Source organism: Solidesulfovibrio fructosivorans JJ], from assembly GCF_000179555.1.
GTDB lineage: Bacteria > Desulfobacterota > Desulfovibrionia > Desulfovibrionales > Desulfovibrionaceae > Solidesulfovibrio > Solidesulfovibrio fructosivorans.
Map to the genome: position 1 here is coordinate 124,856 of NZ_AECZ01000002.1, position 16,062 is coordinate 140,917.

General features: G+C 65.9%; 11 protein-coding genes. 3 read left to right on the top strand and 8 right to left on the bottom strand.

Annotation, left to right across the window (positions count from 1 at the left end; translation table 11 throughout):
• Window positions 1–2 precede the first annotated feature (2 nt).
• The 4 genes from DESFRDRAFT_RS02045 to DESFRDRAFT_RS02060 all read right to left on the bottom strand — a co-directional run bounded on the left by DESFRDRAFT_RS02045 (window position 3) and on the right by DESFRDRAFT_RS02060 (window position 5,261).
• Window positions 3–539, bottom strand: coding sequence for a chemotaxis protein CheD (locus DESFRDRAFT_RS02045; protein ID WP_005990630.1), 537 nt, complete (start codon window positions 537–539; stop codon window positions 3–5).
• Window positions 520–978, bottom strand: a complete 459-nt coding sequence (locus DESFRDRAFT_RS02050) for a response regulator (protein ID WP_005990631.1) — start codon at window positions 976–978, stop codon at window positions 520–522. The genes DESFRDRAFT_RS02045 and DESFRDRAFT_RS02050 overlap by 20 nt, the downstream gene beginning before the upstream one ends.
• Before the next feature lie 68 nt (window positions 979–1,046).
• A complete protein-coding gene (locus tag DESFRDRAFT_RS02055) occupies window positions 1,047–2,690 on the bottom strand; it encodes a chemotaxis protein CheA (RefSeq protein ID WP_005990633.1) in 1,644 nt (547 codons plus the stop codon).
• 252 nt (window positions 2,691–2,942) lie between these two features.
• A complete protein-coding gene (locus tag DESFRDRAFT_RS02060) occupies window positions 2,943–5,261 on the bottom strand; it encodes a GGDEF domain-containing protein (RefSeq protein ID WP_005990634.1) in 2,319 nt (772 codons plus the stop codon).
• 171 nt (window positions 5,262–5,432) lie between these two features.
• Between DESFRDRAFT_RS02060 and phnD the strand changes: the two genes are divergently transcribed.
• Together phnD and DESFRDRAFT_RS02070 are read left to right on the top strand one after the other, a co-directional pair.
• Window positions 5,433–6,428 carry a phosphate/phosphite/phosphonate ABC transporter substrate-binding protein gene (phnD, locus tag DESFRDRAFT_RS02065; protein WP_043793607.1) on the top strand — a complete coding sequence of 332 codons (996 nt, stop codon included), beginning with the start codon at window positions 5,433–5,435 and terminating at the stop codon, window positions 6,426–6,428.
• Window positions 6,429–6,524: 96 nt separating this feature from the next.
• Complete coding sequence (locus DESFRDRAFT_RS02070) at window positions 6,525–8,981, top strand: EAL domain-containing protein (RefSeq protein WP_005990637.1); 2,457 nt, start codon at window positions 6,525–6,527, stop codon at window positions 8,979–8,981.
• 7 nt (window positions 8,982–8,988) lie between these two features.
• On the opposite strand, the gene DESFRDRAFT_RS02075 is transcribed toward DESFRDRAFT_RS02070, so the two are convergent.
• Window positions 8,989–9,729, bottom strand: coding sequence for a zinc metalloprotease (locus DESFRDRAFT_RS02075; protein ID WP_005990639.1), 741 nt, complete (start codon window positions 9,727–9,729; stop codon window positions 8,989–8,991).
• A 72-nt stretch (window positions 9,730–9,801) separates the two neighbouring features.
• Window positions 9,802–12,168 (bottom strand): tetratricopeptide repeat protein, encoded by a 2,367-nt coding sequence (locus tag DESFRDRAFT_RS02080; protein WP_005990641.1) that lies wholly within the window; start codon window positions 12,166–12,168, stop codon window positions 9,802–9,804.
• Window positions 12,169–12,408: 240 nt separating this feature from the next.
• On the opposite strand from DESFRDRAFT_RS02080, the gene DESFRDRAFT_RS02085 reads away from it, so the two are divergent.
• Entirely contained in the window at window positions 12,409–13,746 is a 1,338-nt protein-coding gene (locus tag DESFRDRAFT_RS02085; protein WP_005990643.1) for a glutamine synthetase family protein, read from the top strand.
• A gap of 215 nt (window positions 13,747–13,961) precedes the next feature.
• Here DESFRDRAFT_RS02085 and DESFRDRAFT_RS02090 read toward each other — a convergent pair whose 3' ends face one another.
• Together DESFRDRAFT_RS02090 and DESFRDRAFT_RS20580 are read right to left on the bottom strand one after the other, a co-directional pair.
• Complete coding sequence (locus DESFRDRAFT_RS02090; RefSeq protein ID WP_005990644.1) at window positions 13,962–14,834, bottom strand: class I SAM-dependent methyltransferase; 873 nt, start codon at window positions 14,832–14,834, stop codon at window positions 13,962–13,964.
• 14 nt (window positions 14,835–14,848) lie between these two features.
• Entirely contained in the window at window positions 14,849–15,868 is a 1,020-nt protein-coding gene (locus DESFRDRAFT_RS20580) for a class I SAM-dependent methyltransferase (protein ID WP_005990646.1), read from the bottom strand.
• Window positions 15,869–16,062 lie beyond the last annotated feature (194 nt).

Consider the following 16,062-nt stretch of genomic DNA (forward strand, 5'->3'; position numbering starts at 1 on the left):
AGCTAGGACCTTTTTTCGTGGGGATACTTGCAGGCGGGCCTGCCGTTGTCTTTGCCGAGCATGCGCACGAAGATCTCGCCCGTGGTCGAGGCGAAAACGATCTTGCGGCCGCGCTCGCCGCCCACGTTGGAGGCGGCCACCCGCAGTCCCAGTTCGGCCAGGGTGGCGAAGGCGATCTCCACATTGCGCCGCCCGACCGAAAGCTCGTCGGCGAAAAGGGCGCAGGCGCCGCCGAACACCTTGCACTCGATATGGTGCAGCGGCACGCCGCGATAGGTGAGCCGGTGGACCATAGTGGTGATGGCCGAGTCCACGAACTTGTAGGGCGTGCCCTCCGCGCCCTGAAGGCGATATTCCGCCGCCCTGGGCAGCAGGGCATGAAAGATGGCGGCCAGGCCGTGCCTGGGCGCGAAGAAGGTGACGGACACGCAGGACCCGAGCACGGTATGGGCCATGGTCGGCCGCTCGTAGAGTCCGCCTTGGGCCACGTTGAGGAAGGCCACGTTATGGCCGGGAAATCTATCTAGAAGGCCTTGCATGGGGGGGATCGTTTTCGAAGTCATCGGCCTCGAGCGGATTGTCGGCAAGGCCGAGGCTGGCCAGGGCTTCGAGCAATGTCTTCGGGGTGAAGGGTTTGGTGACGTAGGCCTGGGCTCCGGATTCGAACTGGGCGCGCAGCATGTTGCCCGGATCGTCGAGGCTGGAAAGCATGACGGCCGGCGTGCGGCGTTCCTCGGCGATGCCGTCGGCGGTTTCCTGGCGGCGGATGCCGGCCAGGGCGTCGTGGCCGGAAAGTTCGGGCATGAGAATGTCCATGACGATCAGATCGTAGGTCTGGCCTTTTTTTCGGGCGGCCTGAAACATGGCCAGGGCCTCGCGGCCGTTGGCGGCCTCGTCCGACGTGAAGCGGTCGCCCAGGGCCTGGATGATAAGATAGCGCTGGTAGCGGCTGTCGTCGACGATCAGGGCGCGAGGCATGGGTCACCCTCCGTTTTTTTCGTGTCGTGTCTTCGAGGTCCGTTATCCGTCTAGCCGGGCCGACAGAGTCATGAAATTCCCGTTGCGGCGGCGTTGTCGCCCGTGCCCTTGTCCTCGGCCAGCGCGGCGTGCAGCAGGCCCGGGACATCCACCACCAGGGCCATGTCCCCGTCCTCGGTGACCGTGGCCCCGAGCACGCCGGCCACCTTGCCGAGCGCCCGCCCCAGGTGCTTGAGCACCGCCTGCTTGCGCCCGACCACCCCGTCGACCACGAGTCCTGCCCGGCCTTCGTCGCGGCGCAACGTGACCACATGGGAGGTCTCCGGCGTGGGGCCGGGCAGGCCGAAAAAATGGCGCAGGCACACCAGCGGCATGGGCTCGCCGCGCAGTTCCATCACGCCCCGCCCCCGGTGCATGGCCGTCGCCGGCGGCAGCTCCAGGCACTCCTCCACATAGTCGAGGTGCAGGTAATACGTTTCCGCCCCCAGCCGCACTTCCAGACAGTCGATGATGGCCAGGGATACGGGCAGGCGGATGGTGAAGACGGACCCGGCCCCCGGGGTCGAGGCCACCTCGATGCGGCCACGCAGGGCGTCGATGCCCTCGCGCACGGCGTCCATGCCCACGCCCCGTCCCGATACCGCGCCCACCCGGTCGGCCGTGGACAGGCCCGGCAGGAAAATCAGCTCCAGAGCGGCGTGCGCATCATAGGGCCGGTCCGGGGGAATGCGCCCGGCGGCCACGGCCTTGCGCCACAGCTTGGCGGCGTCGATGCCCGCCCCGTCGTCGGCGATGGCGATGACCACGTCGTTGCCGTCCTGGCGGGCGGCCAGGCGTATGGTCCCGCGCCGGGATTTGCCCAGGGCCTGCCGGGCGTCGGGCGGCTCGATGCCGTGGTCCACGGCGTTTCGAAGCAGATGGATGCAAGGCGTATTGAGCTGTTCGATGACGGCCTTGTCAAGCTCGGTGTTCTCGCCGTCCATGACCAGCTCCGCGTCCTTGCCGAGCGTGGCGCAGGTGTCGCGCACCAGCCGGCGGTATTTGGGAAAGCTGATCTTGATGGGCAAAAGACGCAGGCCCAGCACCTGGTCGCGCAAAAGCGCCGCCAGCCGCTCCACCTCCTCGGCCACGTCGCGCAGCTCCTCGTCCGGGCGGCGGGCGGACAGGGCGGCCAGCCTCGCCTGGGCGATGCCGAGTTCGCCCACGCGGTCGACCAGGATGTCGAGTTCCCGGGCGTCGATGGCCAGCTTGCGGATGCGCTCGTCGGCCTTGGCCTCGCCCGGGGCCGTCTCTTCGACGGGTTGCGACGGTTGCGCGGGGGGCTGTTCGTGTTGTTCGAGCAGGGCGGCCATACGGGCCATTTCCGGGGCCACGTCGCGGCGGCTCCCGGCCACGGGGGCCTCGACCATGGTTTTGATCACGTCGAAAACGGCCAGAAGCTCGCCGATGAGCCCCCGGGTGACGGGCAGCCGCCCTTCGCGCACGGCGTCGAGGACCGATTCCACGGCATGGGCGAGCTCGGCCAGGTTCGCGGCCCCCACGGCCCCGGCGTCGCCCTTGATGGTGTGGGCGGCGCGAAACACGGCCGCCACCTTGGGGCCGAGCGCGTCCGGACCGGCGGATTCCAGGTCGAGGATGGCCGCTTCGATGCCGCTGAGCTGCTCCAGGCAGCTTTCGGCGAAAAGTTCGAGTATTTTGTCGTCTTCGACCATGGTCGTGGCGTGACTGGCACGCCACGGAAGTGTACGGGCCAAGGGCCCTGGAAGCAAGGAGCATCGGCGCGGAAAGGGACGCGGCGCGTACCCGGGGGGCCCCCTTGTCTTACGAAAGGAGTCCCCCAGGACCCCCTCCCCAAAGACTTTTCCCGATAACAGTATATCACCGTTGAAAGTTTTTGGGAGGGGAGGGCGCGGGAGGGGAACCCTTTTTTCAAAAAGGGTTCCCCTCCCGCATCTTCTTCCCTTCTAAAGCGCCCCAAGGGGCGCGCGGCGGTCGCGGACCACGGAATTGCCGGCCCGGGATTTGGCGAACTTTTTCACTTCCGCCACCCGGTGGCTCAAGTCCTCGAAGGTGATGGGCGTGGCGAACAGGCATTCCAGGATGCCGATGGACAGGGTGATGAAGGGAAAATCCTTTTCCACCCCGTCGCGGCTTTTGCCCCGGATGTAGCCGCGCTCACGGTCTTCCGGGGTGTAGAGCCTGGGGACCTCGGCGGCGAAGGCGGCGACCACGGCGTCGGCCACGGCGTCGGCCGCGCCGCGGGCGGCGATGACCACGAAGTCGTCCCCGCCGACGTGGCCCACGAAATCGCCGGGCGAGCCCTGGCGGGCGACGGCCTCGCGCAGGACCTGCGAGGTGAGCAGGATGACCTTGTCGCCCTGGCTGAAGCCGTAGACGTCATTGTAGACCTTGAAGTTGTCGAGGTCGACGTACATCATCGAGCAGGGCAGTTTTTCCCGGCCCCGGCGCTGGAATTCCTGTTCGATGGCCACGTTGCCGGGAAGCCCGGTCAGGGGATTGGAGCCCTTGGCCAGCTCCACCTGGACCTTGGCCAGGGTGTCGAGCATTTTTTGCACCGACACGGTGCCGCACAGCTCGCCGTCCCGGGTGATGACGATGTCGTCGTAAATCTTGGTGGCCACGCGGTTCATGGCCAGCCGGGCCGCCTCCTCGATGGGCGTGTCGCAATCCACGCACAACGGGCTTGCGTCCATGAGCCGGGTGATGCGTTTCCTGTGGTAGAGGTCCACGCCGAACTTGGAGGCCAGGGCCTTGTCCAGATTGTAGTTCATGAGCAGCCCGGCCGGGGCCTTGCCCTCCACCACCACCACGCTGCACATGGCCGGCTTGTCGGCCAGAAGCGCCTTGACGTCGCCCACGCGTTTTTCCGTGTCCACCTCCAGGCACGGGGCCAGCAGGTCGCCCACCGGGGAGGAGCATTTCCAGTCTCCGACGTTGGCGTGGCCAAAGCTGGCTTTCGGCGGTATGGGCATGCCGCCCTCGGGCTTGGGATAGGCCGGCGCGCCGAGGTAGTAGCCCTGGGCGGCGTGGACGCCCATGGAGACGAGGGAGCTTAAGGCCAGATCGGTTTCCACGCCCTCGGCGATGACCTTGGCCCCGATCTTTTCGGCCATGAGCACGAGGGTTTCGACCATCAGCCGCTTGAAGGGGTTGCATTCGATGTCGCTCGTCAGGGTGATGTCGGCTTTGAAGAAATCCGGGCGCAGCCGGGCCAAAAGCATCATGTTGGACTGGCCCGCGCCCACGTCGTCGATGGCGGTCAGGAAACCCAGGTCGCGGTAGGTGTCGAGGATGTCCGGCAGGGCGGCCAACTCGCTTATGGACAGGCGTTCGGAGAATTCGAGCACCATCTGGTTGCGTTCGAGATTGTACTCGCCGACAAGGCGGGCGAACTCGCGGGGTTGGCGGTCGTGGCCGGACAGGCTCGCGGGGCCGACGTTCAAGAAGAGTTTTTGCCGGGGATTGAGCCGCCCGACGCCGGAGACGGCCTGGCGCCACAGGCATTGTTCCACCTCCAGGGCCTTGTCCGTGGAGCCGAGCAGCTCGAAAAGCCGCAACGCGTCCTGGATGGGGATGCCGGAGCCGCTTCGGGCGTAGGCTTCCCAGCCGGAGGTCGCGCCGGTGGCCAGGTCGACCACCGGCTGGTAGACGACGCCCGTGAAACCCTGGGCGAAAAGGGTCTTGATTTCCGCCGGGGAGGGGAAGGCCGTCGCGTCGATTTTTTGCTGGGCCAGCCGCTTGGCCTTGCACACGGCGGCGAAAAGAACGGCTGTCTGGGACATGTCCCGGTCGGGCTCCAGCCGGGCGAAGCCCACGCGCAGGTCGATCTCTTCGCCGCACACCAGCCGCATCCGCTCGATGGCCGCCCCGGTAACGGCGGCCCGGTAGGCCAGGTAGAGGAAAAACAGCTCGTCGGGATCGCTGCCGTCGTGCTCGAAAAGCAGCACGTAGTCCCCGGGCGAGGCTTCCTGGATGAAGTGCAGCGCGCCTTCGGGGTAGATGGCGGCGAAGCGCTCGATGGCTTCGTCCAGGCAGGCGCGCAGGCAGGCCAGTCCCGCTTCCATGCCGATGCCGGAGTACTTCAGGTGAAAATCCGCCACCTGCAAGGTCAAGATGGCCAGGTCGCCTTCCAGGAGGTTGCCGGTGCATTCCAGAAGCGAGGCCAGGCGCGGCCGGACCTGGGGCACCTTGCCGGCCAGGGATTTGTTTTGTTCGAGCATGTGCTTGAACATGATCGAGGAATCGAAGAGTTGCTGGTTCACGCTCCCTCCCCAAAACGCCCCGGGCGCGCACGGTCTGCGCTTTTCCTAAGCCCGAATCCGGGAAAAAGCCCGTCGGCGGCGGCAAGGGCCGGTGACATTTCATTGACAAATTCGCGTCGCCTGTGATGATCGGAGTTTTTCGGATAGCCTCGGAAAGTCATGCGTGGGAAAATGCCGTTTGCGGGTCTGCTGGCCCTTCTGATTTTGCTGTCGTGCCGCGGGGGAGCGGCTCTGGCCGATGCGGCGGGGCTTGGCTTCGGCATCATTGCGACTTCCGCCTCGCAGACGCTGCTCGACGCCTGGCGGCCGCTTCTGGCCGACCTGTCCGCCTTTCTCGGGGAGTCCGTCTCGCCCAGGATCTATGACGACTATGCCGGCGTGATCTGGGCCATGGCCGCCGGCCGCGTCCAGGTGGCCTGGCTCGGCAACAAGTCGGCCATCGAGGCCGTGGACCGGGCCGGCGGCGAGGTCGCCCTGCGCAGCGTCGACCCGGCCGGGCGCACCGAATATTACTCCCATCTGCTCGTGCGCCGGGATTCCGGGCTGGCCGACGTCGAGACCGTTTTCGCCCGGGCGGGGCGGCTCACCTTCGGCGACGGCGATCCCAATTCCACTTCCGGCCACGCCGTGCCGGCCTACTATCTGTTCGCCTCCCGGGGCATCTCCCCGCGCGCCGTGTTCAAACGGGTGGTTTCGGGCAACCACGAGGAGAATTTCCTCGGCGTGGGCACCGGCCGCCTCGACGTCGCCACCGGCAACAGCGTCGATCTGGCGCGCCAGCGGCAGCGCTATCCCGGGTTCGCCCGGGATGTCGTGACCATCTGGACCTCGCCGCCCATTCCCTCGGACCCCATCGTCTGGCGGGCCGATCTTCCGGCCGGGCTCAAGGACCGCATCCGGGCCTTTTTCCTGGGTTACGGCCGGGCCGCCCCGGACAAACCGGCGACGCGACTGGCCCACGAGCGGAAGATCCTGGCCGCGCTCAGCCGGTCGGGCTTCGAAGCCTCCGACAACAGCCAGCTCACGCCCGTCCGCATCATCGAACTGTACCGCGAAAAGCTCCGCCTTGCCTCCACGAGCGGCCCGGACCGGGAGATGAGACGAAAACGGCTCGAAACCATAGAGGAACAACTGCGCCGGCTCCTGGCGATGCAGGCGAACATGTGACGCCGCGCCCAGAGGGTGGGGGCGTTTTATAAACGACATTTCACGGGCATGTCGCGTCAAAAGGGCATGCGCGAAGGTCGAGGATACGACACGAGCATGGCGATTTTCGGTAACCGTCCATACCTCGGGCTGGCCACCAGGGTCCTGCTTCCGGCCTTGGCCGTGGCCCTGACCGTGGCCGCGATCATGTATCTGGTCTTTACGGCCCGGTTCGCCCGGCAGGCCCAGGAGGACCTCAAAACCCGCCTGGACAGCCTGCTCACCGCCCAGGCCGCCGAACTCGAGGCCCCGGTCTGGGAATTCGACCAGGCCACCATCGACCGGCTTTTCCGCAGCTATGCCCAGAACCCGGACCTGCAATGGATCCGGCTCTACGACGCCAAGGGGACGCTCGTGGCCCATTCGGGCGCGGACCCGGGACCGGGCGTGCGGATCCTTACGGCCAGGCGGAACCTCATCCATCATGCCGGGGGCGAGACCTACGCCGTCGGCCGGCTGGAGGCCGCCTATCACGACGGTCGCATCCGCCAGGGGCTGGCCAGCCGGCGGGAAGCCGACCTGCCGACTGCGGCCGCGCTGATCGTGCTTTTGGCCGCCGGGCTTGTATGGGCCGTGCGCTGGCGCATCGGCATGCCGCTGGGGCGTCTTCGCGACGCGCTGACCCGCAGCCATGCCACCGGCCGGCGCGAACCCCTGCCTTGGACCAGCCGGGACGAGATCGGGCAGGTGGTCGCGGCCTACAATGCGCTGCTCGGCGAGATCAACCAGCACACCCGGCAGCTCGAGCGGGCCAACGACGAGCTGGAGACGGAAAACGCCCAGCGCCGGCTGGCGGAAAAGCGCTTGCTCCTTTTTAAAACCGCGGTGGAGGCCACGGACGCGGCCATGGTCATCACCGACCGCCGGTTGACGGTGCTGGAGGTCAACGCCGCCTGCCTGCGCATCACGGGATTCGCCGCCGGCGAGCTGCACGGGCGCTGCGCCCGGGAGACCTTTCTAGCCGCCCACGACGCGACCCTTCACCGGGCCATGCTGGACGGCCTCACCCGGCGCTCCGCCTGGTCGGGCGAATGCCCGGGCCGGTCGCGCTCGGGCAAGACGCTGCCGCTGCGCCTGTCCATAAACGCTCTGCCCCTCGACGACGACGCCGGCAGCCATCTGGTGCTGGTCTTTTCCGACGTCACCAAGGACAAGGCCACCGAAAAGCTCCTGAAAAACCTGGCCTATTCCGACGCCCTGACCGCGCTTCCCAACCGGGCCCTGTTCCTGGACAGGCTGGAGCGGGAAATTTCCATCGGCACGCGGCGTTCGCGCGGCTTTGCCCTGCTTTTTCTCGACCTCGACAACTTCAAATACATCAACGACAGCTTAAGCCACTCCGTGGGCGACCAGGTGCTTTCGCTCATTGCCGGGCGCATGCGCGCCTGCCTGCGCGACGAGGACACCCTGGCCCGCATGGGCGGCGACGAATTCACGGTGATTTTGCGCGAGACCACGGACCCGGCGGTGGCGGCGCGCCTGGGCGAGAAGCTCGTCGATGCGGCGTCGCGGCCCCTCAAGGTGGAGGGCGCGGCCATCGAGGTCGGGGCCAGCATCGGCGTGGCCCTTTTTCCGGCCGACGGCCGGGATTCGGACGCGCTCATGCGCAACGCCGACACGGCCATGTACCTGGCCAAGTCCGAGGGCGGCGGCCGGGTCCGTTTTTTCGAGCCCGCCATCGCCGAGGAGGCCAAGGCCCGCCTCGAACTCAAAAACAACCTCAAGCGGGCCATCGAGGAGAAGGCGTTCGTTCTGCGCTACCAGCCCATCGTGTCCATGGCCACGGGCGTGGCCGAACATTTCGAGGCGCTGGTCCGCTGGATGCGTCCGGACGGCATGGTCCCGCCGGATCGGTTCATTCCCCTGGCCGAGGAAACGGGGCTCATCATCCCCATCGGCCGGCTCGTGCTGGACATGGCCTTTGCCCGTCTGCGGCGGTGGCGCGAGGAGGGAAGCTCCATACGCCTTGCCATCAATATCTCGCGCAACCAGTTCCAGGACGAGGATTTCGTCGAGGACCTCATCAACAGGGCCCGGGCGGCCGAGGTCGACCCGGCCACGGTGGTGCTCGAGATCACCGAATCCATGATCATCGCCGACCCCCAGGCGGCCAAAGTCATCCTGGGACGGCTCATCGTCAGCGGCTTCCGCATCGCGGTGGACGACTTCGGCGTGGGCTATTCGTCCTTAAGCGTGCTGGTGGAATACCCGGTGCACATCGTCAAGCTCGACAAATCGCTTATCAAAAGCCTGGAATACGACGTGCGGGCCCGGTCCATGGTCTCGGGATTCATCGCGCTGTTCCAGCGTCTGGGCCTGGAGGTTGTGGCCGAGGGCGTGGAAACGGCCTCGCAGCACGAATTCTTGTCCCTGGCCGGCTGCGATCTGGCCCAGGGCTGGCTCTACGGCAAGCCGCTGCCCCCGGAGGCGGCAAGCGCCCTGGGCCGGGCGGCGGCCGTCCGGCCGGACAACGCGGCGGACGACCGGGACGCCGCGCCCTCCCGCAAGCAGTAGCGCCCCGTTATCCCGCCGCCAGCGTCTGGCCGAGGGCGGCGCTGGACGGCGTCCCCGGCCAGGCCATAACCGGAATCACGCCAAAGCCCACGATCGAACCCGAGTCCGCGTACAGGTATTGCAAGGTCTGCATGTCCAGCACGCCGAACATGGATTTGTAGGTGTCGGTCTCGTTGTAGGACATGACCGTGTAGTCGGTGTTGTCCAGGATATCCGGCAGGGTTTGCGTGTAGGCCGTGTCGTCGAGGCCCAGGGTGTGGCCGATCTCGTGCAGGATGGTCTCGTAGCCGAGCGTCCCCGGCCGCGCGTCGGCCAACGTCCCGCCCCACTCGGCGTTGTCCAGGTAGACGTAATCCTGGCGGTCGATGGTGGTCGTGCCGTCGTCGGCGGCGATGAGTACCTCGTTCGTGCTCGTCAGGGCCAGGGTGCCGGGATCGGCGATGTCCGCCGTGCCGAAGGCCACGTCGGCGCCGGAAACGTCGGCCGTTTCCACGAAATGGAGTCCGGTCAGCGGTTCGGCCGTGGCGTAGACGAGCCGCACGGCCGCCTGCTGTCCGAGGTCGAGGGGGGCGAAGTCGACGACCGTTTCGCCCGCCGGCAGGGCCGTGGTCATGAAGCCGTAGGTCACGGTCAGCCCTGTGGAGGGCGATTCCTCGGTCCAAAGGGGCAGTCCTTCCCAGACCAGGGAGTCGATCAGGACATCGCCGCTTAAGCTGGCGTAAGCGGCGGACAGGTCGGTTTGGGCCATGGGTTCCTCCGGCGGCGGGAAGCGCCGCGTTGCCGCTGCCTAAACGATGCTTCGGATGAAATCCACGCGCTTTCAAACGCCGGCGCGTTTTTTCTTCTGCACCCAGAACTGGTACATCTCGATAAACGTATCGGGATACTGTTGTTCGAAGGTGTTCCAGTCGGACAGGTTCGTTGCCGGCTGGTCGGACGGATGGAGCCGGCGGTAGGCTGTCAGGGGCGCGGCGTCGAGGTCGAAGCCCAGAAGCCGCAGTCCGTTGTCGTGGAGAAACGACTTGATCTCCAGCAGGTCGGTGGTGTGTTCGCAGACATGGAAGAGCATGTCGCGGCAGCCGCTTAAGCTGAAAAAATCGCACAGGAGCACCTGGCGCAGGGGATCGTCCGGCGGCAGGCGCAGCAGTTCCTGACGGCAGCGCCGCATGGACTCCGCCGTGGCCGTATAGCCCTTGGCCTGGAGAAAGACCCTGGCCCGCACGATGCCGCGCCTGGCCAGCGAGCTGTAAAAGCCGAGCCGCATGCAGCCGCCCGGGCGCAACAGCGTCAAGAGCGTGCGCCAGCCGGCGAAAGGATCGGCCAGATGGTGCAGCACGCCGGAGGCCTCGATGACGTCGAAGCGGCGGTCGAGCGCCCCGAGGCGCAGGATGTCGGCCTGGGCGAAGGCGATGTTTGTCGCACCGGCCTGGGCCGCCTTGCGTTTGGCGTAGCCGAGGCTGGCGAGGCTTAAGTCCAGGGCCTTGACGTCCGCGCCGCGAAAACGGCGGGCCGTCTCCAGGGCATGCTGGCCCGTGCCGCAGCCGGCCACGAGCACGTCGAGGCGGTCGTCGCGGCCAAGGGGCGTATAGGCGACCAGCGGGAAGCGGCGGCGCATGAAAGCGTCGAAGGCCACGGGCGCGTCCACCGGCGCGACCCGCACCCAGCGCGGGTAGGGGTTTTCCTCGTACTGCCGGCGCACGCGCAGCGACACTTCGTCGTCGATGGGGGTAAGGCGCTCCATGGATTCTCGAAGCCTCGCCTCGATGGCCGGTTGTCCCACCTGCTGGTCGACGACGGCGGCCAGGGGCTCGGGCCAGTCGCGACCGGGCAGCCGGTCGGCCCCGACAAGCGCGCCGAGCAGGCCGTAGGCCCCGGCGGCCGCGACCCACAGGGCCGGAAGCGGCCGGTCGGCGGCGAGAGCCTCTTCCAGCCCGCGCCGCAGCGCTTCGGCTTGCCCCGCTTCCGCCTCCGAGACGGCGAAGGCGTATTCGTTGATGCAGCATTGCCGGGCCAGGGCGGCGTAAAAGGCCAGCCCGGCCGGCTCGGCGAGGTCGTCCGGCGGCGTCTGGGCCGCGACGGTCAGGAGCGCCGCGCGGGCCAGGGTCAAAAAGCGCTCCATCTCCACGGTGGGCATGGGCGCGGCCGTAAGGAGCCGGGCGAGCAGCGGATGGGCGGCCAGTGCCGCCGCCCCGGCCGGGGCGAAAAGTTCCGTGGCGGGCACGGGCTCGGGCCAGGCCGCGACGGCCCGGCGCAGGCACGGCCCCACTTGCGCGTCGTGCTCCAGCACGCGCGCCGCCGGTCCGGCCAGCATTTCCGGCCGGTCCCACGGTCCGGCCAGCGCCCGGCCGAGCATCCCGAGGCCAGCCGCGTCCAGCTTCCAGGGCGGCAGGCGGCGCAAACAGGCGCAAAAAAGCCGCTTGGCCTCGATGCCTTCCCCGACGGCCAGGGAGTGCGTGACATATCCCATGGCCAGGGCCGGGTCGGCCTCCTGGGCGAGCAGACAGCCGGCGAGCAGGTCCAGGGCCTCGGGCTGGTCCGGGCGCAGATGCAGGGCGGCTTTGGCGCACGAGGCCGCTTCGGCGTGCAGGCCCAGGTCGGCCAGGATCATGCCCCGGCTGATCAGGGCGAAGCCGTACTGGGGATCGGCGGCCAGGGCCTGGTCGTAGCAGGCCAGTGCCTCCTCCAGCCGGCCCCGCGCCTTGAGCGTGTTGCCGAGGTTGTAGTGGGCCTTGGCGTGGCCGGGCGCAAGGGCCAGGGCGCGGCGGTAGCTTTGGGCCGCCTCCTCGTGGCGTCCGGCCGCCTCCAGGGCGGCCCCGCGATTGGTCAGGGCGGCGACCGAATCGGGGGTGAGCTCCAGGGCCCGGTCGTAGCAGGCCACGGCGGCTTCGAGGTCGCCGGTGTCGGCCAGGGCCAGGCCGAGGTTGGTCCGGATGTCCGCGACGTCGGGGGCCAGGGCGGCGGCCCGGGTCAGGCGCGCGACCGCTCCGGCCGCGTCGCCCCGGGTCAGGCGCAGCGTGCCGGAGACGCTGAAACCGAAGACGTCCTGCGGCAGCCGCAGGGCCAGGGCGTCGGCGCGGCGTTCGGCCTCGTCGCGGCCGCCGGCGTTGACGAGGGCCACGATGGCCAGTTTTTCCTCACGGACAGGATCCAGGCTTGCAGCGGGGGGAGCCTCCTCGGACATGCGCATACCGACCCTCCGGGGTTTTGGGAGTTACGGTCACGATTATCAGAAATCCCGGGCGCGACCAAGGCGTTTTCGCGGCCGGCCGGGCTTTTCGCCGCGCTTTACGCTTCTTCCGGACTGCGATATTTTGGGAAATGGCGGCGTGTCGGCAGGCGCGCCCGCGGCCCGATGTTCGGGGGCCGGGGCGGCCGACCGGATGCTTCGCCGGATCCCAAACGCCAGAAAACAAAGGAGGTATCGGGCATGGCGGTATTTCACTGCAAAAACGCGGACGATGTGCTGCGGGCCGTGAAGGACTACAACGTTTCGTTTGTCCAGTTCTGGTTCATCGATGTTCTGGGCGTGCTCAAAAGCTTCCAGATCACCCCCCGGGAACTTGAAAACGCCTTCGAGGAGGGCATGGGCTTCGACGGGTCCTCCATCACCGGGTTCACCAAGATCCAGGAATCGGACATGGTGGCCTTTCCCGATCCGTCCACCTTTCAGCTCGTCGCCTGGCGGCCGTCCGACCGTCCGGTGGCCCGGCTTTTTTGCGACGTGAAAAATCCCGACGGCACGCCCTTTGCCGCCGACTCCCGCTACGTGCTCAAGCGGATGCTCAAAAAGGCCGCCGACCTCGGCTTCACCTACTATGTTGGGCCGGAACTGGAATTTTTCCTGTTCGCCAATTCGACCCAACCGCAAATCCTGGACTACGGCGGCTATTTCGACGCCCCGCCGCGCGATTTGGCCAACGACGTGCGCCGCGACATCAATTTCGCCCTGGAATCCATGGGCGTGGCCGTGGAATACAGCCACCACGAGGTGGCCCCGAGCCAGCACGAGATCGACCTGCGCTACCAGGAAGGCCTCATCATGGCCGACTACGCCCAGACCTACCGGGTGGTGGTCAAGGAGATCGCCCGCAAGCACGGCTGCTACGCCACCTTCATGCCCAAGCCCCTGTTCGGGGAGAACGGCTCGGGCATGCACTGCCACCAGTCGCTTTTCCGGGGCTCGAAGAACGCCTTCTACGACGCCTCCGACGTCTACCACCTCTCGGCCGAGGCCAAGAGCTACATCGCGGGACTGTTGCGCCACGCCCCGGAATTCGCCTGCATCACCAACCAGTGGGTCAACTCCTACAAGCGGCTGGTGCCGGGCTACGAAGCCCCGGTTTACCTCGCCTGGGCCCGGCGCAACCGTTCGGCGCTCATCCGGGTGCCCATGTACAAGCCGGGCAAGGAAGCGGCCACGCGCATCGAACTGCGCAGCCCCGACCCGGCCTGCAACCTCTACCTCTGCTTCGCGGCCATGCTCGGCGCGGGGCTCAAGGGCATGGAGGAGGGCTACGAGCTGGAGCCGCCCATCGAGGAGAACATCTTCAAGATGACCGACGAGGAAATGGTGGCCAAGGGCATCTCCTCGCTGCCGGGCAGCCTGCGCGAGGCCGTGGACCATCTGGAGAAAAGCGAACTGATGCGCGAGGTGCTCGGCGACCATCTGCACGCGGCGCTGATCGAGAACAAGAAGGCAGAGTGGGACGCTTACCGGACCCAGGTCACGGAATGGGAGATCGAGCGCTATCTGCCGATTTTGTAATCCCTTCGCAACCGGTCCTTTTTGAAAAGGCCGACCGAAGGCGGCCTTCAGGCTGCCAACAAAGTCCCCGCCCCTGGCGGGGACTTTGTTGATCGTGCGCCGGAGCAAGAAAAGGAGGAGGCGTCACAACGACGTAAAAGGGGCGACAATGACCAGTATAACTATACTATTAAAAAGGGTATGCATTTTCGTATGGCGCTTGGCATTGCGGAATATCATCCGGGATAGTCTTTCTCATGATTTCCAAAATGCAAATGCGCAATACGGGAAGCGAAATATCCGCGAAGGCCAGGAAGTCTAGCCAGACAGCCAAACCATTTCCAACGTTCCTTATAAAAATCAAAATAGTTCCATTCCGTTACCAACTGGAGACAAGGATGCCATGCCGTTAGGTCTTTCGCATTTTTAACGCTCCATAAAAATTCCGGTACGCTGGCCGTCATCTTTACGGATTCATGTTTGTTGCTCTTGCCTACAAGGAAGGGCGGCAGTATTTCCAACAGCATTTCGGCACCAGCGAATCGATTCACCATCGCCCGGAACAACGGTCGCAATCTTTCTTCCGGAAAATACATGAACAAGCCTTCGGCGATCAGCAAGAAGGGCCCCCTGGCCTCGACGGCATCCATCCAGGATAGGTCGAAGACGGATTTGGCGATGCAGCGGCAGGTTTCATTCTCCGGAAAAAACCTGCGCCGCCAGGCGATGGCCTCGGGCAGATCCAGGTCGTACCAACAGACATTGCGGAGAGCCAGGCGATGGTACCTGGTGTCCAGACCCGCCCCAAGATTGATCACCACCACGTTTTCGTTGCGATGAAGAAAATCGCGCACAAAATCATCCAGAAGCATTGTCCGCACGGCAACGCCGACCTGTGTGAGGCGCGCCTTGTTGAATCTGGAAAAATCGTAGTCGATGCGCGCGAGCATTTCGACGGCCTTGGGATCACGAACGATGGGTCGCGCGGACAGTGTCTCCATGGCCTTCGCCCAAAGGGGTATGAGCATGGTTTCCGGAATGCCCCGGAGAGGCTCTTCCCTGCCATTGCCATGATCCAGGTGCGGTGCTTCCGCCACGCGGCTTTCCATATCGAGAGCCCGGTTCACGCTTTTTGTCCGGCGACAAGCAGGCTGCTCTGGTGATGCCCCGCCGACGCCACGGTGATGTTGTCGAAACCAACCTCGCGGAGGACGTTCTCGAGAAACTCCCGGCCGATGGCATGGGTGGAGTAGCCGGCCATGCGGGTCATGAATTCCCGTCCCTGAACAATGGAGGCGGGAACACGGCTTTCGGGGCTCATGTGATGGGAGACAACCCACCCCCCGGGCGTCAGGGCGGCGTGGAACATGGACAACACGTCCGCGAGGTTGTCCATGAAGCCATAAAGCACGTGGGAGACGAACAGCAGATCGTATCGTTCCGACTCCAGCGACGTCTTGCGCAGATCACAGGAAAAGGCGGTCATCCTGTCGGCATACCCCCTGGCGGCGATGCGGTCGGCCGCCGCCTCGGCCACTTCCGGCAGATCGACCAAGTCCGCCCGAAGACGCGGGTTTTTGTCGAGAAGGGCCATGGCGAAGGTGCCGTGGTTGCCGCCCACGTCGCACATGCGCCGCCATCGGTCGAACCCCGGCAAACCGGAGAGGAAGGCCACGGCTGCCTGCAGGGGGCCGATTCGGGCGAACTGCTCGGCGCCCTCCAGGGTGTCCTCCACCGCCCAAAGCGCGTCGGTATCACTGCGCAGGTCCGCCGTGCCGCGCAACAACCCCGTGAAATCCGTCGCAATGCTCCGGATGAATCGCTGGTTCAACTCCATGCCCTTGCCCATGAAAAACGGGGAGTCATGTCTGAGATATTCCGCGGCAAGGGGCGTTGCCCGATATGCTCCCGCGTCAGTGGCGAGCAGGCCAAGGGATGCCAGCAACGCAAGCAGCGCCTCTGTTTTCGCCTCTTGGAATTCGAATTTCGCGGCGACCTCACTCGGCGCGAGGGAGACGTCGGCCAGAACGTCGAAAATGCCGAGGCGCGTGCTTTCCAAGACGGCGCGGGAGGCTATTTCGGATATCGCCAGTGCCTCGAGGAGAGTGAAATCGGTTTGGGGAACGGACAAATTTTGCGTCATGGGAGAGCCTCCTTGTCGCATGACCAGCTGAAGGAAAAATATCGATAACGAGAATCATTGTCAATGACAACTCCCGTCGATCATCTCACATGTCAATTGTCCGGAGAGGCCGTGATTACAATCGCATATCGGAACGGGGGCTGCAAAACCAGCCATGGTGAGCCTTGTCCTTGCCTGGGCCTCGAACGGAATAA

Coding starts and splice junctions, on each gene's coding strand:
- phnD (WP_043793607.1), top strand. CDS start 5,433: ATGCCGTTTGCGGGTCTGCTGGCCCTTCTGATTTTGCTGTCGTGCCGC.
- DESFRDRAFT_RS02055 (WP_005990633.1), bottom strand. CDS start 2,690: ATGGTCGAAGACGACAAAATACTCGAACTTTTCGCCGAAAGCTGCCTG.
- DESFRDRAFT_RS20580 (WP_005990646.1), bottom strand. CDS start 15,868: ATGACGCAAAATTTGTCCGTTCCCCAAACCGATTTCACTCTCCTCGAG.
- DESFRDRAFT_RS02085 (WP_005990643.1), top strand. CDS start 12,409: ATGGCGGTATTTCACTGCAAAAACGCGGACGATGTGCTGCGGGCCGTG.
- DESFRDRAFT_RS02080 (WP_005990641.1), bottom strand. CDS start 12,168: ATGCGCATGTCCGAGGAGGCTCCCCCCGCTGCAAGCCTGGATCCTGTC.
- DESFRDRAFT_RS02090 (WP_005990644.1), bottom strand. CDS start 14,834: ATGGAAAGCCGCGTGGCGGAAGCACCGCACCTGGATCATGGCAATGGC.
- DESFRDRAFT_RS02050 (WP_005990631.1), bottom strand. CDS start 978: ATGCCTCGCGCCCTGATCGTCGACGACAGCCGCTACCAGCGCTATCTT.
- DESFRDRAFT_RS02075 (WP_005990639.1), bottom strand. CDS start 9,729: ATGGCCCAAACCGACCTGTCCGCCGCTTACGCCAGCTTAAGCGGCGAT.
- DESFRDRAFT_RS02045 (WP_005990630.1), bottom strand. CDS start 539: ATGCAAGGCCTTCTAGATAGATTTCCCGGCCATAACGTGGCCTTCCTC.
- DESFRDRAFT_RS02070 (WP_005990637.1), top strand. CDS start 6,525: ATGGCGATTTTCGGTAACCGTCCATACCTCGGGCTGGCCACCAGGGTC.